The organism is Devosia sp. A449 (assembly GCF_054489375.1).
This window is the reverse complement of the sequence record NZ_JBTMWU010000002.1, coordinates 469,828-489,500: the sequence shown is the minus strand read 5'-3', so window position 1 is coordinate 489,500 and position 19,673 is coordinate 469,828. Positions and strand designations below refer to the sequence as shown.

The 19,673-nt window shown below is 62.4% G+C and carries 23 protein-coding genes; 8 read left to right on the top strand and 15 right to left on the bottom strand.

Annotation, left to right across the window (positions count from 1 at the left end):
- Nucleotides 1-37 precede the first annotated feature (37 nt).
- The 5 genes from cysW (at nucleotide 38) to folK (ending at nucleotide 4,716) form a co-directional block, all read left to right on the top strand.
- The gene (gene cysW / locus ACX3OW_RS08240; protein WP_459095476.1) at nucleotides 38-814 is read left to right on the top strand and encodes a sulfate ABC transporter permease subunit CysW; all 777 of its coding nucleotides are present in this window, start codon (nucleotides 38-40) and stop codon (nucleotides 812-814) included.
- Nucleotides 815-1,115: 301 nt separating this feature from the next.
- Complete coding sequence (locus tag ACX3OW_RS08235) at nucleotides 1,116-2,885, top strand: SLC13 family permease (protein WP_459095269.1); 1,770 nt, start codon at nucleotides 1,116-1,118, stop codon at nucleotides 2,883-2,885.
- A 133-nt stretch (nucleotides 2,886-3,018) separates the two neighbouring features.
- Nucleotides 3,019-3,882, top strand: a complete 864-nt coding sequence (gene folP / locus ACX3OW_RS08230; RefSeq protein WP_459095268.1) for a dihydropteroate synthase — start codon at nucleotides 3,019-3,021, stop codon at nucleotides 3,880-3,882.
- Between the two features lie 4 nt (nucleotides 3,883-3,886).
- Nucleotides 3,887-4,273, top strand: coding sequence for a dihydroneopterin aldolase (gene folB, locus ACX3OW_RS08225; protein ID WP_459095267.1), 387 nt, complete (start codon nucleotides 3,887-3,889; stop codon nucleotides 4,271-4,273).
- Entirely contained in the window at nucleotides 4,270-4,716 is a 447-nt protein-coding gene (gene folK / locus ACX3OW_RS08220) for a 2-amino-4-hydroxy-6-hydroxymethyldihydropteridine diphosphokinase (protein WP_459095266.1), read from the top strand. Before folB ends, folK begins: the two co-directional genes overlap by 4 nt.
- Here the strand turns inward: folK and ACX3OW_RS08215 are convergent.
- Genes ACX3OW_RS08215 through crcB form a run of 4 tightly spaced genes read right to left on the bottom strand, consistent with a single transcriptional unit; the run spans nucleotide 4,713 to nucleotide 7,519 of the window.
- Complete coding sequence (locus ACX3OW_RS08215) at nucleotides 4,713-5,492, bottom strand: ATP12 family chaperone protein (protein WP_459095265.1); 780 nt, start codon at nucleotides 5,490-5,492, stop codon at nucleotides 4,713-4,715. The genes folK and ACX3OW_RS08215 overlap by 4 nt on opposite strands.
- Before the next feature lie 4 nt (nucleotides 5,493-5,496).
- Nucleotides 5,497-6,159: an HAD-IA family hydrolase gene (locus tag ACX3OW_RS08210; RefSeq protein ID WP_459095264.1), complete on the bottom strand. Its 663-nt coding sequence runs from the start codon at nucleotides 6,157-6,159 to the stop codon at nucleotides 5,497-5,499.
- The gene (locus ACX3OW_RS08205; RefSeq protein ID WP_459095263.1) at nucleotides 6,156-7,142 is read right to left on the bottom strand and encodes an RluA family pseudouridine synthase; all 987 of its coding nucleotides are present in this window, start codon (nucleotides 7,140-7,142) and stop codon (nucleotides 6,156-6,158) included. The genes ACX3OW_RS08210 and ACX3OW_RS08205 overlap by 4 nt, the downstream gene beginning before the upstream one ends.
- Nucleotides 7,139-7,519, bottom strand: coding sequence for a fluoride efflux transporter CrcB (crcB, locus tag ACX3OW_RS08200; protein ID WP_459095262.1), 381 nt, complete (start codon nucleotides 7,517-7,519; stop codon nucleotides 7,139-7,141). Before crcB ends, ACX3OW_RS08205 begins: the two co-directional genes overlap by 4 nt.
- 122 nt (nucleotides 7,520-7,641) lie before the next feature.
- Between crcB and ACX3OW_RS08195 the strand changes: the two genes are divergently transcribed.
- Entirely contained in the window at nucleotides 7,642-8,742 is a 1,101-nt protein-coding gene (locus tag ACX3OW_RS08195; protein ID WP_459095261.1) for a patatin-like phospholipase family protein, read from the top strand.
- 9 nt (nucleotides 8,743-8,751) lie between these two features.
- Here ACX3OW_RS08195 and ACX3OW_RS08190 read toward each other — a convergent pair whose 3' ends face one another.
- Together ACX3OW_RS08190 and ACX3OW_RS08185 are read right to left on the bottom strand one after the other, a co-directional pair.
- Nucleotides 8,752-10,068, bottom strand: coding sequence for a replication-associated recombination protein A (locus ACX3OW_RS08190; protein WP_459095260.1), 1,317 nt, complete (start codon nucleotides 10,066-10,068; stop codon nucleotides 8,752-8,754).
- Between the two features lie 72 nt (nucleotides 10,069-10,140).
- Nucleotides 10,141-11,607 (bottom strand): Do family serine endopeptidase, encoded by a 1,467-nt coding sequence (locus ACX3OW_RS08185; protein WP_459095259.1) that lies wholly within the window; start codon nucleotides 11,605-11,607, stop codon nucleotides 10,141-10,143.
- A 251-nt stretch (nucleotides 11,608-11,858) separates the two neighbouring features.
- On the opposite strand from ACX3OW_RS08185, the gene ACX3OW_RS08180 reads away from it, so the two are divergent.
- Complete coding sequence (locus ACX3OW_RS08180) at nucleotides 11,859-13,040, top strand: type III PLP-dependent enzyme domain-containing protein (protein WP_459095258.1); 1,182 nt, start codon at nucleotides 11,859-11,861, stop codon at nucleotides 13,038-13,040.
- An 85-nt stretch (nucleotides 13,041-13,125) separates the two neighbouring features.
- Nucleotides 13,126-13,665, top strand: a complete 540-nt coding sequence (locus ACX3OW_RS08175; protein WP_459095257.1) for a P-loop NTPase family protein — start codon at nucleotides 13,126-13,128, stop codon at nucleotides 13,663-13,665.
- Here the strand turns inward: ACX3OW_RS08175 and ACX3OW_RS08170 are convergent.
- From ACX3OW_RS08170 to rpmD, 9 genes are all read right to left on the bottom strand, one after another.
- On the bottom strand, nucleotides 13,662-14,186 hold the full coding sequence (locus ACX3OW_RS08170; protein ID WP_459095256.1) for a hypothetical protein: 525 nt from the start codon (nucleotides 14,184-14,186) through the stop codon (nucleotides 13,662-13,664). The two genes, ACX3OW_RS08175 and ACX3OW_RS08170, sit on opposite strands and share 4 nt — an antisense overlap.
- Nucleotides 14,187-14,309: 123 nt before the next feature.
- A complete protein-coding gene (gene rplQ, locus ACX3OW_RS08165; protein WP_459095255.1) occupies nucleotides 14,310-14,735 on the bottom strand; it encodes a 50S ribosomal protein L17 in 426 nt (141 codons plus the stop codon).
- A gap of 32 nt (nucleotides 14,736-14,767) precedes the next feature.
- Nucleotides 14,768-15,793: a DNA-directed RNA polymerase subunit alpha gene (locus ACX3OW_RS08160; RefSeq protein WP_459095475.1), complete on the bottom strand. Its 1,026-nt coding sequence runs from the start codon at nucleotides 15,791-15,793 to the stop codon at nucleotides 14,768-14,770.
- A gap of 98 nt (nucleotides 15,794-15,891) precedes the next feature.
- On the bottom strand, nucleotides 15,892-16,284 hold the full coding sequence (gene rpsK, locus ACX3OW_RS08155; protein WP_108459110.1) for a 30S ribosomal protein S11: 393 nt from the start codon (nucleotides 16,282-16,284) through the stop codon (nucleotides 15,892-15,894).
- 80 nt (nucleotides 16,285-16,364) lie between these two features.
- Entirely contained in the window at nucleotides 16,365-16,733 is a 369-nt protein-coding gene (rpsM, locus tag ACX3OW_RS08150) for a 30S ribosomal protein S13 (RefSeq protein WP_459095254.1), read from the bottom strand.
- Nucleotides 16,734-16,909: 176 nt separating this feature from the next.
- Nucleotides 16,910-17,479: an adenylate kinase gene (locus ACX3OW_RS08145; RefSeq protein ID WP_459095253.1), complete on the bottom strand. Its 570-nt coding sequence runs from the start codon at nucleotides 17,477-17,479 to the stop codon at nucleotides 16,910-16,912.
- A complete protein-coding gene (gene secY / locus ACX3OW_RS08140) occupies nucleotides 17,476-18,816 on the bottom strand; it encodes a preprotein translocase subunit SecY (protein WP_459095252.1) in 1,341 nt (446 codons plus the stop codon). Before secY ends, ACX3OW_RS08145 begins: the two co-directional genes overlap by 4 nt.
- Before the next feature lie 130 nt (nucleotides 18,817-18,946).
- Entirely contained in the window at nucleotides 18,947-19,447 is a 501-nt protein-coding gene (gene rplO / locus ACX3OW_RS08135) for a 50S ribosomal protein L15 (RefSeq protein ID WP_459095251.1), read from the bottom strand.
- 17 nt (nucleotides 19,448-19,464) lie between these two features.
- A complete protein-coding gene (gene rpmD / locus ACX3OW_RS08130) occupies nucleotides 19,465-19,653 on the bottom strand; it encodes a 50S ribosomal protein L30 (RefSeq protein WP_459095250.1) in 189 nt (62 codons plus the stop codon).
- Nucleotides 19,654-19,673: the final 20 nt, after the last annotated feature.

Sequence of the window (19,673 nt, the reverse complement as noted above, 5' to 3'; positions counted from 1 at the left end):
CCATCCAGCCCAGCCCCGCTCCCCCGCCGAAATCGCGCTGATCACCCTCGCCTTCGTGCTCTCGGCCATCATGCTGCTGGTACCGCTGCTGGTCATTTTCGCCTTTGCCCTGCGCGAAGGGCTCGGCGTCTATTTCGCCAATATCGTCGAAGCCACCACGCTGCACGCCATCGGCCTCACCGTGGTGACGGCGCTGATCGTGGTACCGATCAATATCTGCGTCGGCGTCGCCATTGCCTGGCTGGTCAGCCGCTTCCGCTTTCCCGGCCGCCAGCTCATCATCACCCTGATAGAGCTGCCTGCCGCCGTCAGCCCGATTGTCGCCGGCACGGTCTATCTGTTCCTCTATGGCGGTCAGGGCCTGCTCGGCCCATTCCTGGCCGCCGCCAATATCCAGCTGATGTTCTCGCTCACCGCCATCATTCTGGTCAGCCTGTTCGTCACCGCCCCGTTTGTGGCGCGCGAACTGATTCCGCTGATGCAGCAGCAGGGCTCCGAAGACGAAGAAGCCGCGCTCTCGCTCGGCGCCAATAGCTGGCAGATGTTCTGGTACGTCACCCTGCCCAATATCCGCTGGGCCATTCTCTACGGCGCCATCCTCACCAATGCCCGCGTCATGGGCGAATTCGGCGCGGTCTCCGTGGTCTCGGGTTCAATACGCGGCCAGACCAACACCCTGCCCCTGCAGATCAGCCAGCTCTTCAACGACTTCAACGTCACCGGCTCCTTCGCCGCCGCCTCGACCCTGGCCTTGATGGCCGTAGTCACCCTGGTGCTAAAATCCGCCCTCGAAGCCAAAGGCGGCTGGCGCTAGCACCAGCGCTTTCGTAATCCTCCACCCTCCACACGCTCGGTGTCATCCGGGTGCCCGCATTGCTCCACAAACTCGGTGTCACCCCGGCCTTGAGCCGGGGCCCATCCTGAGATCTCAAGATGGGTCCCGGCTCAAGGCCGGGATGACATCGTGGATGGGGCAACCACCTACAAACGCCCCCACCGCCCATCCCCCCTGCGCCAATTGGTTGCACCACATAATCGCCTCCCAACACGATTTTGCCCTTGCTCCCGACCGGCCATCCCGGCGACCCTAGCGCCATGTCAGCCGGAACCACTTGATGACCCTGCCGCAGATCTTCGCCTTCGCCATCATCGCGCTCATGATGGTTGCGTTCGTCTGGGGCCGCTGGCGCTATGATGTGGTCGCGGTCTGCGCCCTGCTGGCGTCCATGCTGTTGGGCATCGTGCCACCCGCCGAGGCCTTTACCGGCTTTGCCGATGACATCGTCATCATCGTCGCCAGTGCCCTCGTCGTCAGCGCCGCCGTGTCGCGCTCCGGCATCATGGAGCTGGCGGTACAGCGCTTTGCCCCCAATGTCAGCACGCCCCGCGCCCAATTGATCCTGCTGGTGATCACCGTCACCATCCTCAGCGCCTTCGTCAAAAACATTGGCGCACTGGCCATCATGATGCCCATCGCCTTCCAGATGGCGCGCAAATCCGGCGTCTCGCCGTCGCTGTTCCTGATGCCGATGTCGTTCGGCTCGCTGCTCGGCGGGTTGATGACCCAGATCGGCACCTCGCCCAATATCATCGTCTCCCGCGTCCGCGAGGAAATGGTCGGCAAGCCGTTTTCCATGTTCGACTACACCCCCACCGGGCTGGCGCTGTCCATCGTCGGGGTGATCTTCCTCGCCTTCTGCTATCGCCTGCTGCCCGAACGCAAGCGCGAGGATGGCGGCATTGACCGCGCCATCGAGATCAAGAATTACACCACCGAGGCCCGCGTCACCGAAGACAGCGCCGCGATCAACCGCACCATCGCCGAAATTCACGCCGCCGCCGATGGAAGGGCCATGATCACCCGCATCATGGGCGCCAATGGCCGTCGCCGCACCCCGTTGCCCGATGCCCAGTTGCGCGCCGGCGACATCCTGATCATCGAGGGCTATCCCGAAGCGCTCGACAAGATGGTGTCCACCTCCGGCCTGAGCTTTTCCGAACGGCGCGGCGCCGCCACCCGCGATGCCGCCCATATCGGCGTCATCGAAGCGGTGATCGGCGACAATTCGGGCCTGATCGGCGCTTCGGCGCAGGAATTGACCCTGTTCGACCGCACCGGGCTGAACCTGCTTGCCATCAGCCGCCGCGACCAGCGCTTCACCGACCGCCTCGGCCAGATCCGTTTTCAGAATGGCGACGTGATCCTGCTGCAGGGCCATCTCAAGCGCCTGCCCGAGCTGCTGCGCGAATGGGACTGCCTGCCGCTGGTCGAGCGTGGCTTGCGGCTGGGCAGCGTCCGCAATGGGCTGCTGCCGCTGGCCATCCTGCTGGTGGCCATGGGCGCCACCGCCTTCGGCCTCATCCCGGTCGCCCCGGCCTTCTTCGCCGCCGCCGTCGCCATGGTGTTCAGCCGCTCGATTCCGCTGCGCGAAGTCTATTCCCAGCTCGACGCACCGATTCTGATCATGCTGGCCTGCCTGATCCCGGTCTCGGCGACCCTGCAATCCACCGGCGGCACCGACATCATCGCCGGTTGGCTCTCCATGGTGGCCAGCACCATGCCGGGCTGGGGCGCGCTGGCGCTGATCATGGTCGCCGCCATGGCGGTCACCCCCTTCCTCAACAACGCCGCCACCGTGCTGGTCATGGCCCCCATCGCCGCCACCTTCGCCACCGGCCTCGGCTACGCCCCCGAAGCCTTCCTGCTGGCCGTGGCCATCGGCGCCGGCTGCGATTTCCTCACCCCCATCGGCCACCAATGCAACACCCTGGTCATGGGCCCCGGCGGCTACAAATTTTCCGACTACTGGCGCCTCGGCGCCCCGCTCTCAGTTTTGGTGGTGCTGGTGGCCGTGCCCATGCTCATGCTGGTCTGGCCGTTTTAGGTTTTCGCAACCTCGATCTTATCCCCTCGCCCCTTCGGGGAGAGGGTTAGGGTGAGGGGACCGGGCTCCCCCAGCCACTCCGCCGCAGCACGCCACCTACACCGCCACCCGAATCTGGCGTAAACCACTCCCCATGCACACCAGCCACACCATCCCCCTGCCCAACCGCGCGCCGCTGATCCTCGGCCAGACGCCGCTGGTGATGGGCATCCTCAATGTCACCCCCGACAGCTTTTCCGATGGTGGCCAGCACAACCTCGTCGCCAGCGCCGTCGCCCATGCCCGGCAGATGCTGGCCGATGGGGCCGACATCATCGACATCGGCGGCGAGAGCACCCGTCCCGGCGCCGAGCCGGTCGGCGTGCAGCAGGAACTCGATCGGGTCATGCCGGTGATCGACGCCTTGATCGCCGACGGCATCACCGCCCCGATCTCCGTCGACACCTACAAGCCGCTGGTCGCCGATCAGGCGCTGCAGGCCGGCGCGTCGATCATCAACGACGTCCACGGCCTGCAAGGCGCGCCGGAAATGGCCGAGGTCGCCGCGCTGCACAACGCAGTGGTGATCGTCATGCACTGGGACAAGGCGCACGACACTGCCGTGCCCATCCTCGAGGCGATGGCCAGCTATTTCGCCCGCAGTATTGCGCTGGCGACAGCCGCTGGCTTGAGTGCCGACCGGCTCATTCTCGATCCCGGCTTCGGTTTCGGCAAAACCCTCGCCGAAAATTATGAAATTCTCAAGAAAACCGCCAGCATTCCGCAAGCATGCTGCACGCCCTTGCTGCCTGTGCTGATCGGCACCTCGCGCAAGTCGATGATCGGAAAACTGTTGGAAAATCAACCGGAAGACCGGCTGGCCGGCACGCTGGCGACCACGGTATTGGGATACATCAATGGCGGGCATATCTTTCGCGTGCATGACGTGCGCGCTAACCGCGATGCCCTTCGCGTGGCGCAGGCAACGCTGTATGGTCCGCCCGCAGAACTGAGGTAGCCAGATGGCCGAAAGCTTTACGGGCGACCGTATCATCCTGAAAGACCTGGGCTTTTACGGCTACCACGGCGTTTTCGCCGAGGAGGCGACGCTGGGTCAGCGATTCTTCATCGATATCGAACTGGGCGCCGACCTATCGGTTCCGGCCAGCACCGACCGGCTCAGCACCGGCATTTCCTACGCGGATATCTATGACGTGATCAAAGCCGCCTTCGAGGCCAAGCGGATGAAGCTGCTGGAAGCGGTGGCGCAGAACATCGTCGATGCAATCTTCGAGAGTTTTGAAGGCGTTACCTGGGTCATCATCCGCCTGCGCAAGCCGGAGGCCCCGATTGCCATGGTGCGCGGCGAGGCCGCCATCGAACTGCATCGGCAGCGGAAAGCTCAATGATGTCAAAGGCCTGGCTGAGCCTTGGCGCCAATATCGGCGATCCATCGGCGCAACTGGCCGAAGCGCTGCGCCGCATCGATTCCCACGACGCGATCAGCATCACCAAACAATCGCGGGTGATCATCACCAAGGCCTGGGGCAAGACCGATCAGCCCGACTTCGCCAATATGGCGATCGAGCTGGAGACCAGTCTCAAGCCACTGGAATTGCTTGATGTTTTTCAGAGCATCGAACTGGAAATGGGCCGCATCCGCAAGGAAGTCTGGGGCCCGCGACTGATCGATCTCGACATCATCGCCTATGATCAGCTGGTGCTGCACACCCCCCGCCTGACCATCCCTCATCCCTACGCCCACGAGCGCGACTTCGTGCTGAGCCCCCTCAGCGAAATCGCTCCGGAGGTGAGTGAATGGGTGGTCGAGACGGCGGCAAACCGGGGCTAAGCGCGCATCGCGTCGACCACGGCGACGGCCGTATCGAACTCGACCCGGCGCATGGCGCGGCGCTCGGCGGCTTCCTCATCCTGACCCCATTGGGAGATCTGGCAGTCCTCATCGACATGGGCGGCCTGCCACACCTGGTCGGGCGAAAACAGCTGCGCCCACAAGCCGATAGCCAAAAGACCTGAACCGGTTAGCCCGGTGATCGACACCAGCGCCGTCAGCGTAAACAGGTTTTCCTCGGACAGCGCCTCGGCCAGTCGGTCGAGTGTCGTCTGCGGCTGCGGCTGGTGCATGATGCCCACGGTGGGCTGGAAACTGATGCCGAAATGGCGCGCCAAAGTTACCAGCGCCTTGTCCCAGGCCTGCTCCTGCTCCGACACCAATTTCTGCGGCGCCTCAGCGCGATAGAGCAGCAAATCGCCAGCGGCGAATTTGAGCACTTCCTCGCGAAACGCCGGTATCATCACCCCACCGCTCTCGACCGCCGAATTGATCAATCGAACCATGGGCATGGTCGCCGGATTGATGAATTCGCCCTGCGCCGCCCATTCCTCGGCCATCGCCGTGGCAATGCTCGCTGCGGGCACCACCACGGGCAACTTGTGCCCCGGCGTGCGGACCTGACGGCCATCCAGCGTCACCACGAAGCCCTGCTCCACCGGGGCGACACCCACCTCCTTGTAGAACCGCTTGGGCAGTTCGACCTTGTTGAGGTGCTGGGCGCGGCCATAGCCGTCATTGAGATGCTTCTGGATATCGTCGAGCTGATCACGCATGGGTCTAATCCAGCAATTGGGCGACCGCGCCGGGCAATTCGTCGTAGCGGTCGATCATGAGAGAGGCGCCGGCAGCGATGAGTTCGGCCGGCTCGTGGTAACCCCAGGTGACGCCAATGGTCTTGCAGCCGGCGTTCACACCCATTTCGATGTCGAACGTGGTGTCGCCGATCATCACGGTTTCGGCAGGAACGGCGCCGGTTTCGCGCATGGCGGTTTCCAGCATGCCGGGATGGGGCTTGGAGGGATTGTGGTCAGGCGTCTGCAAGGTGACGAAATGCGCATCAAGTTGGTGCAGCGCCAGAATGCGATGCACGCCGGACAGGCCCTTGCCGGTGGCAATGCCGAGCAATGTATCGGGCCGCGCCTGCAACAGGTTCAGCGCCTCCAACGTGCCGGGGAACAGGCCTTCGCGGCTGTCTTCGGTGAGCAGCGAGGCGCGATAATGCGTCTTGTAGTCATCCACCAGATTGTCGATCAGCACCTGATCTTCGGTCTGGGCCAGCCGGGCCAGCGCCAGGGGCAGCGACAGGCCGATGACCCGACGCGCCTCTGCCGGCGTCGGCGCGGTGAGGCCGCGCCCGGCAAAAGTGGTCGCCATGTGCTCGCTGATCAGCGCCTGGGTGTCGATCAGCGTACCATCCATGTCGAAGACGACGAGTTTCATTTCCCATCCTCGGGGTCGCCGCTGACATCATAGCGGTCCGGATCAAAGCCCAATGTCTCGAAGCTGGCCCGCATGTGCGGCGGCAGCGGGGCGGACATGTCCAGCCGCTTGCCATTGCGCAGCGGCAGCGCGATGCGACGGGCATGCAGATGCAGGCCTTCGCTAAGGCCCGGGGCGCCCTGCCAGTTCTCGATATTGAAATAGCGCGGGTCGCCGATGATCGGGGTGCCGAGCTGGGCCATGTGGACGCGCAGCTGATGCGTGCGGCCGGTAACCGGCTTCAACGTGACCCAGGCAAAGCGCCGGCTGGCGGTATCGGTGGTGGAATAATAGCTCAGCGAATGCTGCGAACCGGGGGCGCCATTGCGGACCACCACCATCTGCTCGCCATCGGCAGTGCTTTGGCGCGCCAGGAAGCAGGAGATTTCGCCCTGCTGGGGATGCGGGTTGCCGGCCACGATAGCCCAATAGATCTTGCGGGCCGAGCGCGAGCGGAACACGGTGCCGAAATGGCTGGCCGCCGCTTTGGTCTTGGCCACCACCAGACACCCGGAGGTGTCACGGTCAAGCCGATGCACCAGACGCGGGGCTTCTCCCTTGGCATTGGGAAGGCTCTTGAGCATGCCATCGAGGTGGCGCGTGGTGCCGCTGCCGCCCTGCACGGCAAGACCGGATGGCTTGTTGAAGACGTAGATATCGTCGTCTTCATAAAGGATCAGCCCGCGCAAGAATTCCGCATCGCCGTCGTTGAGCTTGACCGGCTTGGGGGTGTCCGCATCATCGATCGGGGGGATGCGCACGGTCTGGCCCGGCAACAACCGCGTGCTGGTGGTCACCTTGGCCTTGTCGACCTTGATCTCGCCATTACGGATCAATTTTTGCAGCCGGCCGAAGCCGAGCTGGGGGAAGTGATAAGCAAACCAGCGATCCAGACGCATCCCGTCTTCGTCACTCTCTACCTGTCGCTGTTGTACGCCACTCATGCCACGCCTCGGGTCACCAAAAGCCCGAGATAAAGCCCAATCACACAAACCACAACCGACAACAGCACATAGGTCCCCGCCAACAACAGTTCCCCACGCTCTAGCAGCACCACGGTTTCGAGCGAAAACGCCGAAAACGTGGTGAAACCGCCCAGCAATCCGACGGCAACAAACAGGCGCGCACTGTCCTGCCAGGCCGGCAGGAACCGGGCCAGCAGGCCAATGAACAGGCCCATGGCGAGCGAACCGATAATATTGATCAACAGCGTGGCCAGCGGGAAGGACATGGGCCAAAATCGGCCGATCACGCTGCCGAGACCGTAGCGGCTGATAGCGCCGATAGCGCCGCCCAACCCCACCAACAGCAGCGCGCGCATTTGCACAAGATCAACCAATTGGGCAATTCACCTGTGTGAAGGGAAGCATTTTGACAGATTTTGCACTAGGTTAGCGCCGATTCTGAAGGGGGTGACGGATGCAGGGTCGGATGCTGGCGCGCTTGAGCGCAATTATTGCGGTAACGCTGCTGCTCGCAGCTTGCGCCGGGACCATGGCACCGCGCAAGGCGCTGACGCCTGAACTCACCGCCAATGCGACCATTGCTGCGGACCAGACCATCCGCTACTGGGGCGACGATCCCGATTTCGTCGCCACCCATTCCAGCATCAAGGCCGGCGGCGACGGCATTGTCGACTATCTGACCCTGTCGGGCGGCGGCATTAATGGCGCCTATGGCGCTGGCTATCTCGTCGGCTGGACGGATCAGGGCAACCGGCCCGAATTTGAAGTGGTGACCGGCATCAGCGTTGGCGCCATGATGGCCCCCCTCGCCTTTCTCGGCCCACGCTATGACGCGCGGCTGCAAGCGGCCTTCTCGACCCTGACCCAGCAGACCAATATGCGGGTGGATTTTCTCGCGGCGCTGTTCGGCGCTCCCTCGGTGCTGGACAACAAAATTATCCTGACCGCCATCCGGGCGCTGGTCGACGAGCAGGTGATCAGCGAAGTCGGCGCGGCGCACCGGAAGGGCCGCCGACTCTATATCGGCACCACCAACCTTGATGCGCAGCGCCCGGTGATCTGGGATATCGGCGCCATCGCCATCAGCAACATCCCCAACAAGCTCGAATTGGTGCATCGCATCATTCTCGCCTCGACCGCCGTGCCCGGCGTGTTCGCCCCGGTGCTGCTGGACGTGGAAGCTCAGGGTTATGGGTTTGACGAGTTGCATGTCGATGGCGGCGTGACCCAGCAGGTGCTGCTGATGCCGGGCGGCTACAAGGGCGGGCGCGGCACGCAGAAGCTTTATGTGATCTTCAACGGTGTGGTCGATCCGACCCCGGCAACGGTCACCAAGCTCGCGAGTCTGGATCTGCTGGAGCGCGCCGTGCCGACGCTGCTGAAATATCTCGGCCGGGCTAATCTCGAGCAATTGGCCAATATTGCCGCGCGCAACGGCATCGCCTTCCGCCTGTCGGCGATCCCCGGCAGCTTCCCGCAGAGCGAGAGCATTCTCGGGGACAGCGCCTGGCTGGGACAATTGTTCGAGTTTGGTTTTGCCAATGGCAAGGCGGGGGCCTGGCAGAATACGCCGAGATAGGGCCTGGCCCTACTCGCCGGTGCGTTTAGCGGCCCTGAGACGGTCGAAATAATCGATGCGCTTCTTTAGGTCGCGCTCAAAGCCGCGTTCGACCGGCTCGTAGAATTTCTGCCGGCCGATCTTTTCGGGGAAATATTCCTGCCCCGAAAAGGCTTCGGGGGTGTCGTGGTCGTAGATATAGCCCTCGCCATAGCCAGAACCCTTCATCAGCTTGGTGGGGGCGTTGAGGATGACCATGGGCGGCGTGGGTGAGCCAGTGGTCTTGGCGACGCTCAGCGCCCCCTTGAAGGCCGTGTAAACGGCATTGGATTTGGGTGCGAGCGCCAGATAAACCACCACTTGCGCCAACGCCAGCTCGCCCTCGGGCGAGCCGAGCATCTGATAGGCGTCACGGCCGGCGACGGCCTGCGGCAGTGCCTGCGGATCGGCAAGGCCGATATCTTCCGAGGCCATGCGGATCAGGCGGCGCGCAAGGAACAACGGATCTTCGCCGGCATCGAGCATGCGGGCGAAATAATACAGCGCCGCATCAGGGTCCGAGCCGCGAATGGTTTTGTGCAGCGCCGAAATCAGATTGTAATGGCCGTCCTGCGCCTTGTCGTAAATCGGCGCGCGGCGCTGCACCACGGTGAGCAGGCTGGCCGCATCGAGGATTTCGCCTGGCTTGGCCGAGGCCAGCACCTCTTCCACCAGCCCGAGCAGCGCCCGTCCGTCGCCATCGGCGAGGGTCAGCAGCGTGGCCCGTGCTTCGGCGTCGAGCGGTAGCGCGTCGCCGGTCAGCTCCTCGGCGCGCTCGGCCAGCTTTTCGAGATCGTCGAGGCCAAGCGATTCAAAGCGCAGCACCTGGCTGCGCGACAGCAGAGCCGCATTCAGCTCGAAAGATGGGTTTTCCGTAGTGGCGCCGACCAACACCACGGTGCCGTCTTCCATCACCGGCAGGAAACCATCCTGCTGGGCGCGGTTGAAGCGGTGGATTTCGTCGACAAAGAGCAGCGTGCGATGGCCCGACAGGCGCTGGAAGCGGGCCTTCTCGAACACCTTCTTGAGATCGGCGACGCCGGAAAACACCGCGGAAATCTGCTCGAAACTATAGCCAATCTGGTCGGCCAGCAGGCGCGCCACGGTGGTCTTGCCAGTGCCGGGCGGTCCCCACAGGATCAGCGAGCCGAGCCGACCGCTGGCAATCATCCGCCGCAAGGTGCCGTCCGGCCCCAGCAAATGGGTCTGGCCAATGACCTCGTCCAGCGTGCGCGGGCGCAATTGATCGGCAAGCGGACGGGCGCTTTCGGAGTCGTCGGACGGGTCTGGGGCGAAAAGGTCGGTCATGGGCCTGTTCTAGCGGATTGAAACCGGCTTTCGTAGCCTTGCCATGCAATTCCCCACTATCGGGTCCGCGCCCTACCCGCTGACAATGCTCCGTGTTACCCGGCCATCGCGCTGCAGGATGATTTGCCAGGTGCGGGCGCGCTGGTTGGCGTTCTGGGCGAAGGTCGCAGCGGTGTCCATCTTCACATCATTGAGCGCCAGGATCACGTCGTCGACGCGCAGTCCCATCTGCTCGGCCGCCGAGCCGGGCTCGATCTTGGTGATGATGACGCCGCTGGCGTCATAGGGCAGCCCCTTGGCCTCGGCTAGCGCTGCATCGAGCTGGCGGACGCTGGTGCCGGCGAAGCGGGAATTGCCGGTGATAGTCGCCAACATGGCGTCATCAGCCGCTGGCGCTGGCTCTACGTTGAAGCTGATGGTGTCCGTGGCGCCGCCGCGCAGCCGTTCCAGCGCCGTCGTCTGGCCGATGGGCTTGGTGGCGAGGCGGAAATTGAAGGCGCTGGGATCATCGACCGACAGTCCATCGACGCTGAGGATGACGTCGCCAGCGGCAAAGCCGGCACGGGCGGCGGGGCCTTCGGGCGCGACTTCGGCGATCAGCGCACCATGCGGGGCAGTCATGCCCAGGCTGGACGCAATATCGGCAGTGACCGGCTGCAGCTTGGCGCCGAACCAGGGGCGGATGATCTCGCCGCCGCTGACGCCGGCATCGGCCACCAGCCGGGCCATATTGGCGGGAATGGCAAAGCCGATCCCGACCGAGCCGCCGCTCTGGGAAAAGATCGCGGTGTTGATGCCGACCAATTGGCCATCGAGATCGACCAGAGCGCCGCCCGAATTGCGGGGATTGATCGCCGCGTCGGTCTGGATGAAGAACTCATAATCCGAGGTTTCGACGCCGGTGCGGGCCAAAGCCGAGACAATGCCGCTGGTGACGGTCTGGCCGACGCCGAACGGATTGCCGATCGCCAGCACCAGATCGCCGACCTGCAGCGCGTCGGAATCGGCAAACTGGATGGCGGGGAAGCTGACCTCCCCCGGCTGGCGCACCCGCAGCACCGCCAGATCGGTCTGGGCGTCTTCGATGACGATATCGACCGGGAATTCGCGGCCATCCGACAGCGCGATGCGCACATCGGTGGCGCCTTCGATGACGTGGCGGTTGGTGAGTATCACCCCGCCGGCCTCGACAATCACCCCGGAGCCCAGCGCATGGGATTCGCGCGGCCGGCTGCTGAATTGGCCATTGCCGAAAAAGCGCGAGAAGAACGGATCATTGGCAAAGGGCGACACCGCCTGCTGCTCGATGCGGGTAGCGTAAACATTGACCACCGAAGGCGCCACGGCCTTCACCACCGGCGCGAAGCTGAGCTTGACTTGGCCATCGCTGGTCGGAACCTGGCGCGGCGCTGCGGCTGGAACTGCTGGCGCTTCGACCTGTGCGATGCTGGGACCGTTCCAGGGCGCAAACACCAGCGTGCCGCCAATGGCCAGGGCAAGGATGGCAATTCCGGCGAATAATAGCGGGCGCAGCGTCATGATTGGTCTCCACACAGCAGATGAGGCGAACGCCTCGAATTTGGCATCACCAAGGCGTCGCACTGCAGGCGCGGGCGCAACCGTCTGGCGCCCCGTTCGTTCCCCTTGTGAAACGCCCGGATTTCTTCGTGAAAATGCTGTTATCGAACGGTCGCAAACTGTGTCCAAATAATCAATTGCACCGGGGGTTTCCTAGTCCTATATGCAGCGCTCAATTTCACGCATCCCCAGCCCCGAAAGGCCAGTCGTCGATGACCACCGAGCCGAAGCACGTTTACCCGAACACCTCTGCCCTGATCGCGGCGGAGGCGCCGGACTTTCCGGCCTTCCTGTTCTCCGAACGTGAGCTTCGTAAGGCCACAAAGGTGTTCAAGAAGGGCTTTGACGGATTGCTGACCTATGCGGTCAAGTGCAACCCGTCGCCCCATGTCATCGCCCAGCTGCACAATGAGGGGCTGAAGGCATTCGACGTCGCGTCCAACACCGAGATGGAACTGGTGCGCGACCATGCGCCGGGCGCGGTGATGCACTACAATAACCCGATCAAGAACAAGCGCGAGATTGCCCGCGCTTATGAAGAGTTCGGCGTGCGCAGCTTCACCATCGACCATCCCCAGCAGCTCGACCAGCTGGCGGCCGTGGTGTCGCCGAGCCGCGACGTGGAAGTGACCACCCGCTTCAAGGCCGGCAAGGCGCTCAAGTCCTATGACTTCGGCATCAAGTTCGGCGTCATGGAACAGGGCGCGGCCGAAATCGCCACCATGGTCGAGCAGATGGGCTACACGCCCAGCCTGTGCTTCCATGTCGGCAGCCAGTGCGAAGACGCTTATGCCTATGAGCGTCATATCGCCGCCGCCGCCCGCATCGTTGCGGAATCCGGGATAGAACTGAAGCGCCTCAATATCGGCGGTGGCTATCCGGCCCCCTACCCGACCAGCGAAGCGCCGCCGATGGAAACCTATTTCGACACCATCTCGGCCGCAGTCACCGAGCATTTCGGCGACAAGAACAAGCCCGAGCTGATCATCGAGCCGGGGCGGTCGTTGGTGACGTCATCCACATCGCTGCTGCTGCGCGTAAAACATCAGCGCGGCGGGCAGTCAGTCTATGTCAATGACGGGGCTTATGGCAGCCTGATGGAAGTCAAGTTCATGCACTTCACCCCGCCGGTTCGCGTCTGGCGCGGCGCCCGCGTGCATGACAATGACCAGGAATTCTCCGAATTCACCATCTGGGGCCCGACCTGCGACAGCTATGACGTGCTGCCCCAGGTGTTCACCCTGCCGTCCGATATCGATGAAGACGACTGGATCGAATTCGGCCTGATGGGCGCCTATACCCAGGCCTCGCTGACCCCGTTCAACGGCTTTGACCGCCGTGACCAGTTCTGGGTCGACGAAGCCTATACCGGCAAGGACCAGCAGCCGGAATAAGCGGCGGCCCTAGCACAGCTTGCAAAACGGCCACTTCGGCGTTACCGGAGTGGCCGTTTTGCCGTCCGGTCCGTGGGAAATGCAAATGCCTGACCTGCTTCCCCTGCCCGCACTGGGCCGCCGCATCTGCCTGCTGGGACCCAGCAATGCCGGCAAATCGACGCTGGCCGAAGCGCTATCACGCCGACTAGCGATCCCGGCGGTGCATCTCGACCAGTTGCATCATCTGCCGGACAGCGACTGGGTAAAGCGCGATCCGGCCGAATTCCAGGCATTGCATGATCAGGCCATCCTGACGGACGAATGGGTGATGGATGGCAATTATTCCAGCCTGACGCCGCAACGCTTCGCTCGCGCTACCGCGATCCTCGTCGTTGACGACTTCTATCTCTGGCGGCTCGGCCGCTACTTCCGACGCAGCTTGTTCGAGCCCAACCGCCCGGGCGGCCTGGTGGGCCAGCGCGACAGCATCAAATGGCTGATGATCCACTGGATCTGGAAGACCCGCCACAACACGGCCAAATACCGGCGTGCGGCTGAGCAATCCGGCCTGCCCTATGTGTTTTGCAGCTCGCTGGACGAAATCAACGCGCTCTATGAAGCGTGGGGGCTGGAGCGGAGCTAAACCCAGAAGAAGGCGATCGCCAGCAGGAACGCACCGAGCCCGGCCAAGCTGCCGCCGATCATCAATTCGCTAAGGCTCCAGTTCGGGCGGCTGACATCGATGGGCACACGCGGGTTCTGCACCACCTCGAACACGCCGCCGACCGCCGGCACCATGCCCACATCCGCGACCGAGAGCGGCCTGACAAAGCGCACCGTTTGGCCGTCGCGTGTCACCGCCACCTCGCCGCTATAGACACGGCTTGAAGACCAGCTCCTGTTGGTATTGTCGGCTCTGAACCGGTCCACCTGCTCGCAGCCGATAATCACCGGGCGGTAGGAATGGCGATAGCGCCATCCCATCGGCGTCATCCGGCAGCGAACTTCGACCGATAGGATCTGCGCCGACGCGGTGGGCCAGGAGCTACGGTTGGTTCCCAGCTGGAACATCACCGCGGCGACAATCAGCGCGCCGAAACCTAGTAGCAGCAACAGAGCGTGTGCACTGATGAGTGACTCACCGCTGTCGTTGTACCATCGCATGGTCTGCTGGCCCCTGCCCCATGGCGGGCACTTTAGCGGGCCGTTTCTCAATGAAGGCTGAAAACAAAAAGGGCGGCCGCGAATATCGCAGCCGCCCTAAAATTGTCGACGTGAGGTCGAAGCTTACGCTGCTTCGTACTCGTCATCTTCGCGCACCTGCACCGGACCGCTATCGAGGCCCTTGGCGTTGACGTCGCGGTCAACGAACTCGATGACGGCCATCGGCGCATTGTCGCCGAAGCGGAAGCCAGCCTTCATGATGCGGATGTAGCCGCCCTGGCGTTCCTTGTAGCGCGGGCCAAGCACTGCGAACAGCTTGGCAACCTGGCCTTCGTCGCGGATCTGCGCGATCGCCTGGCGGCGGGCATGCAGATCGCCGCGCTTGCCGAGGGTGATCAGCTTTTCGACGATCGGACGCAGGTCCTTCGCCTTGGGCAGCGTGGTGATGATCTGCTCGTGCTTGATCAGCGCGGCGGACATATTTGCGAACATGGCCTTGCGGTGGCTGGCAGTCCGGCTGAATTTGCGACCTGAATTACCGTGGCGCATGGGAGTCTCCTAAAAATCTTGGCAGCGCGGGATCAATAGTGATCTTCATAACGCTTGGCGAGGTCATCGATATTCTCGGGTGGCCAGTTGGCAACGTCCATTCCGAGGTGAAGCCCCATCTGTGCCAGGACTTCTTTGATTTCGTTGAGCGACTTGCGGCCGAAGTTCGGCGTCCGCAGCATCTCGGCTTCCGTCTTCTGGATCAGGTCGCCGATATAGACGATGTTGTCGTTCTTGAGGCAGTTGGCCGAGCGGACAGAAAGTTCGAGTTCGTCGACCTTCTTGAGCAGAGCCGGGTTGAAGGCCAGTTCGGGAACGGCATCCTGTGCCTTTTCCTTGCTGGGCTCTTCGAAGTTCACGAATACCGACAGCTGGTCCTGCAGAATCCGCGCAGCGAAAGCCAGCGCGTCTTCCGGCGAGATGGCGCCGTTGGTTTCGACCTGCAGGGTCAGCTTGTCCTTGTCGAGGCTTTCGCCCGCACGGGTCGCATCGACCTTGTAGCTGACGCGACGCACCGGGGAGAACAGCGAATCGACCGGGATATAGCCGATCGGTGCGTCTTCCGGGCGATTCTTGTCAGCCGGGACGTAGCCCTTGCCAGTATCAACCGTGAACTCGATGTTGATCTCGGCGCCGTCGTCGAGGTGGCAGATCACCAGCTCGGGGTTCAGCACTTCGATATCACCGGTGACCTTGATGTCGCCAGCCGTCACAGCACCCGGCCCCTGACGGGACAGAGCGAGACGCTTCGGACCTTCGCCACCCATCTTCAACGCGATTTCCTTCACGTTGAGGACGAGGTCGGTAATGTCTTCCCGCACGCCCGGAAGCGAGGAGAATTCATGCAGGATACCGTCAATCTGGATTGCGGTTACTGCCGCGCCCTGAAGCGACGACAGCAGCACGCGACGAAGAGCATTACCAAGGGTAAGCCCGTAACCGCGCTCAAGCGGCTCGGCAATCACCGAGGCCACGCGCGCGCTGTCGCTGCCCGAAACAATCTCCAGCTTGGTCGGCTTGATCAGTTCTTGCCAGTTCCTCTGGATCGTCACGGTTATGTCCTTTCAAAATCGCGGCTCCAGCCCGAGCCGCACCGCCGCAAACGCAATAAGACTCCCGGCCAAAAGACGGCCGGGAGCTCTTCAATCGGTCTAACTTAGACGCGGCGCCGCTTGCGCGGGCGGCAGCCATTGTGCGGGATCGAAGTCACGTCGCGGATCGAGGTGACGTTGAAGCCGGCGGCCTGCAGGGCACGGAGAGCGGACTCACGCCCCGAACCAGGACCGCGCACCTCGACCTCAAGGGTCTTCATGCCGTGTTCCTGCGCCTTCTTGGCAGCATCTTCAGCAGCAACCTGGGCTGCATAAGGGGTCGACTTGCGCGAGCCCTTGAAACCCATGACACCCGACGAGGACCACGAGATCGTGTTGCCCTGCATGTCAGCAATGGTGACCATGGTGTTGTTGAACGAAGCATTCACGTGGGCAACGCCCGAAGTGATGTTCTTGCGTTCCTTGCGCTTAACGCGCGCCGTCTCAGTCTTAGCCATGTAAATCCTCTATTCGATATCAGCGCTGCCGTTAGCAACATGCCCCGGCAGCTACATCGAAGAACCCGTAAGACGGGTTCTTACTTCTTCTTGCCGGCAATCGCCTTCGCCGGGCCCTTGCGGGTACGAGCGTTGGTATGGGTGCGCTGGCCGCGGACCGGAAGGCCACGACGATGACGCAGGCCACGATAGTTGCCCAAGTCCATCAACCGCTTGATGTTCATCGCCACGTTGCGGCGAAGGTCACCTTCCACGACATAGTCGCGGTCGATGGTCTCACGGATCAGGATCACTTCGGCGTCGGTGAGCTCGTTTACACGGCGCTCCGCCGGAATGCCAACCTTGGTGCAGATATCCTCGGCGAACTTGTCGCCGATCCCGTGGATATACTGCAGCGCGATGATTACGCGTTTATTCGTCGGGATATTGACGCCAGCAATACGTGCCACGTCTGCTCTCCTTCATTCAGCGCGAACCATCACGGCTGGCGCCCTTATAACAACAAGGGACCGGACTTCGACCCCCAACGATGTGGAGAACCGAATCCAGCCCAATAATCCATGAGACTGACGCGGTTCTTTAAGGATTCGGACCCACAGAGTCAACTGTGAAACCCAATCCGTAATCAGTGTTCGATAGCTGCCTTGATGGCAGTAGTCACCTGGTCGACCGGCTCCATGCCATCAACGGTCCTGAGCAGACCCTCATCAGCATAGTAGGCGACCAGGGGCGCAGTTTGCTCCTGATAGACGCCGAGGCGCTTGCGCAGCACTTCCTCATTGTCGTCAGCACGAGCACCGCCCGATTCCTTGGCACGCTGGATAACCCGGCGCACCAGCTCGTCAGCATCGGCTTTAATTTCGATGACCGCATCGAGCTTGACGCCCTTGTCGATCAGCATCTGGTCCAGCGCTTCGGCCTGCGCAATGGTGCGCGGAAAGCCGTCGAGGATGAAACCCGGCTGGCAGTCCTCGGCGTCAAGACGCTCCGAGACAATACCATTGACGATGACATCAGACACCAGGTCACCCCGGTCGACGATTGCCTTGGCTTCGAGCCCCAGCGGGGTCTTGGCGGCAATGGCCGAGCGCAGAATGTCGCCAGTAGAGAGCTGGGGGATGCCATAGGCGTCGACCAGAATCTTGGCCTGGGTCCCCTTCCCCGCTCCTGGCGGTCCAAGCAGTATCAACCTCATCGGCGCTTGCCTCCTCCAAGACGGGACTTCTTGACCAGTCCCTCATATTGCTGAGCGATCAGGTGGCTCTGCACCTGGCTAATGGTATCCAGGGTAACGGTCACCATGATCAGCAGCGAGGTGCCACCGATGAACTGGCTGACGGCCAACTGGCTGAACAGCACTTCGGGAATCAACGCCACGACGGTCAGGTAGATCGCACCGAGAACCGTGATACGCGTCAACACGTAGTCAATATGCGCAGCGGTGCGCTCACCCGGACGAATGCCCGGAATGAAGCCGCCCGAGCGCTTCAGATTGTCCGCGGTTTCCATCGGGTTGAACACGATGGCCGTGTAGAAGAACGTGAAGAAGATGGTCAACCCGCCATAGACCAGCAGATAGAGCGGCTGGCCACGACCGAGCAGCGCCGTCACCGTCTGCAACCAGCCCAACCCACTGCTCTGCGCCGTGAACGACGCAATGGTGGCAGGCAGCAGCAGCAGCGACGAAGCAAAGATCACCGGGATCACGCCCGAGGTGTTCAGCTTGAGCGGCAGATGCGAGCTGTCGCCCTGGAACATCTTGTTGCCGACCTGGCGCTTTGGATACTGAATCAGCAGCCGGCGCTGGGCACGTTCGAAGAACACGATGATGGCGATGACCACCAGGGCCAGCACAATCATGCCGAGACCCGCCACGCCCGGAATAGCACCGGTGCGGCTGAGCTCGAGAGTCTGCGCAATGGTGCTGGGCAGATTGGCCACGATACCGGCGAAAATGATCAGCGAAATGCCGTTACCGACACCGCGCGAAGTGATCTGTTCGCCCAGCCACATCAGGAACATGGTGCCGCCGACCAGGGTAACCACCGTGGACATGCGGAAGAACCAGCCCGGATTGAGCACGACGCCCTGGCTGGCTTCCAGCCCGACGGCAATGCCATAGGCCTGCACAGCGCAGAACACCACGGTCAGGTAGCGGGTGTACTGGTTCATCTTGCGACGGCCAGCTTCGCCACCTTCCTTCTTCATCGCCTCAAGCCGCGGCGACGCAGTCGACACAACCTGGATGACGATGGAGGCGGTGATGTACGGAATCAGGTTCAGGGCGAGAATCGCCATACGTTCCACGGCACCGCCGGAGAACATGTTGAACATGCCGACAATGCCCTGCTGGCTCTGTTCGAACGTCGCGCGGAAGGCATCGGGGTCAATGCCCGGAACAGGAATGAACGTTCCCAGACGATAGACGAGCAGCGCGCCCAGTGTGAACCAGATGCGCTGCTGCAGAGCCTTCGCCTTGGAAAAGGTCGAAAAATTGAGATTACGTGCCAGCTGTTCGGCTGCGGACGCCATGTATCGCTCCCTATGGCTTCAAGGCCAGGTGCGCTCGGAGCGCTTCGGGAGCATATGCATCTACATCCCTAACGCAACAAACCAAAAGAGCGCACCCGGCCATACGGCCGGATGCACCCAACCAAGTGGATTACTCGGCGCGTGGGGCTTTCTTCCACGGCTGCTTCGCCGGGATGATGTCGACCTTGCCACCACCCGCTTCAATAGCAGCCAGCGCACCCTTGGTCGCATAATCGACCTTGAAGGTCACCTTCTTGGAGGTGAAGCCGGCAGTGCCGATGAGGCGGATGCCGTCCTTGGCGCGACGGATCACGCGGGCAGCGATGAGGGCTTCGGCGTCAATGACAGCCTTGGCATCAAGCTTGCCGGAGTCGATATAGGCCTGGATGCGGTCGACGCGGACTTCGTTCCAATCCTTGGGATTCCAAGCATTGAAGCCACGCTTCGGCATACGCATGTGAAGGGGCATCTGGCCGCCTTCGAAGCCGTTGATCGCCACGCCGGAGCGTGCCGTCTGGCCCTTGCCGCCGCGACCACCGGTCTTGCCAACGCCGGAGCCAATACCACGACCAACACGGACGCGAACTTTATTGGCGCCGGGATTGTCGCGAAGTTCATTCAAACGGGTCATCTGACCGACCTTCTCTCTTATTCGCCGACGACGCGGACGAGGTGCGGGAGCTTGTTGATCATACCCCGAACTTCGGGCGTATCGATCAGCTCGCGCTGCCTGTTCATCTTGTTGAGCCCGAGACCGATCAGGGTCGCGCGCTGCACCTTGTCGCGGCGGATCGGCGAACCGACCTGCTTGACGGTAATCATCTTCTTGTCAGCCATGGTGTCTCTCCGTCAGCTCG

Bases quoted from the DNA above. Each gene is read 5' to 3' on its own strand.
- ACX3OW_RS08215 (WP_459095265.1), bottom strand. From the start codon at position 5,492: ATGCGTGATCAGCTCGACGATATCCAGAAGCATCTCAATGACGGCTAT.
- ACX3OW_RS08185 (WP_459095259.1), bottom strand. From the start codon at position 11,607: ATGACGCTGCGCCCGCTATTATTCGCCGGAATTGCCATCCTTGCCCTG.
- ACX3OW_RS08175 (WP_459095257.1), top strand. From the start codon at position 13,126: ATGCCTGACCTGCTTCCCCTGCCCGCACTGGGCCGCCGCATCTGCCTG.
- rplQ (WP_459095255.1), bottom strand. From the start codon at position 14,735: ATGCGCCACGGTAATTCAGGTCGCAAATTCAGCCGGACTGCCAGCCAC.
- folP (WP_459095268.1), top strand. From the start codon at position 3,019: ATGCACACCAGCCACACCATCCCCCTGCCCAACCGCGCGCCGCTGATC.
- folK (WP_459095266.1), top strand. From the start codon at position 4,270: ATGATGTCAAAGGCCTGGCTGAGCCTTGGCGCCAATATCGGCGATCCA.
- ACX3OW_RS08190 (WP_459095260.1), bottom strand. From the start codon at position 10,068: ATGACCGACCTTTTCGCCCCAGACCCGTCCGACGACTCCGAAAGCGCC.
- ACX3OW_RS08170 (WP_459095256.1), bottom strand. From the start codon at position 14,186: ATGCGATGGTACAACGACAGCGGTGAGTCACTCATCAGTGCACACGCT.
- folB (WP_459095267.1), top strand. From the start codon at position 3,887: ATGGCCGAAAGCTTTACGGGCGACCGTATCATCCTGAAAGACCTGGGC.
- ACX3OW_RS08210 (WP_459095264.1), bottom strand. From the start codon at position 6,159: ATGAAACTCGTCGTCTTCGACATGGATGGTACGCTGATCGACACCCAG.
- ACX3OW_RS08205 (WP_459095263.1), bottom strand. From the start codon at position 7,142: ATGAGTGGCGTACAACAGCGACAGGTAGAGAGTGACGAAGACGGGATG.
- rplO (WP_459095251.1), bottom strand. From the start codon at position 19,447: ATGACCCGTTTGAATGAACTTCGCGACAATCCCGGCGCCAATAAAGTT.
- ACX3OW_RS08180 (WP_459095258.1), top strand. From the start codon at position 11,859: ATGACCACCGAGCCGAAGCACGTTTACCCGAACACCTCTGCCCTGATC.
- rpsK (WP_108459110.1), bottom strand. From the start codon at position 16,284: ATGGCTAAGACTGAGACGGCGCGCGTTAAGCGCAAGGAACGCAAGAAC.
- ACX3OW_RS08145 (WP_459095253.1), bottom strand. From the start codon at position 17,479: ATGAGGTTGATACTGCTTGGACCGCCAGGAGCGGGGAAGGGGACCCAG.
- crcB (WP_459095262.1), bottom strand. From the start codon at position 7,519: ATGCGCGCGCTGCTGTTGGTGGGGTTGGGCGGCGCTATCGGCGCTATC.
- rpmD (WP_459095250.1), bottom strand. From the start codon at position 19,653: ATGGCTGACAAGAAGATGATTACCGTCAAGCAGGTCGGTTCGCCGATC.
- ACX3OW_RS08235 (WP_459095269.1), top strand. From the start codon at position 1,116: ATGACCCTGCCGCAGATCTTCGCCTTCGCCATCATCGCGCTCATGATG.
- secY (WP_459095252.1), bottom strand. From the start codon at position 18,816: ATGGCGTCCGCAGCCGAACAGCTGGCACGTAATCTCAATTTTTCGACC.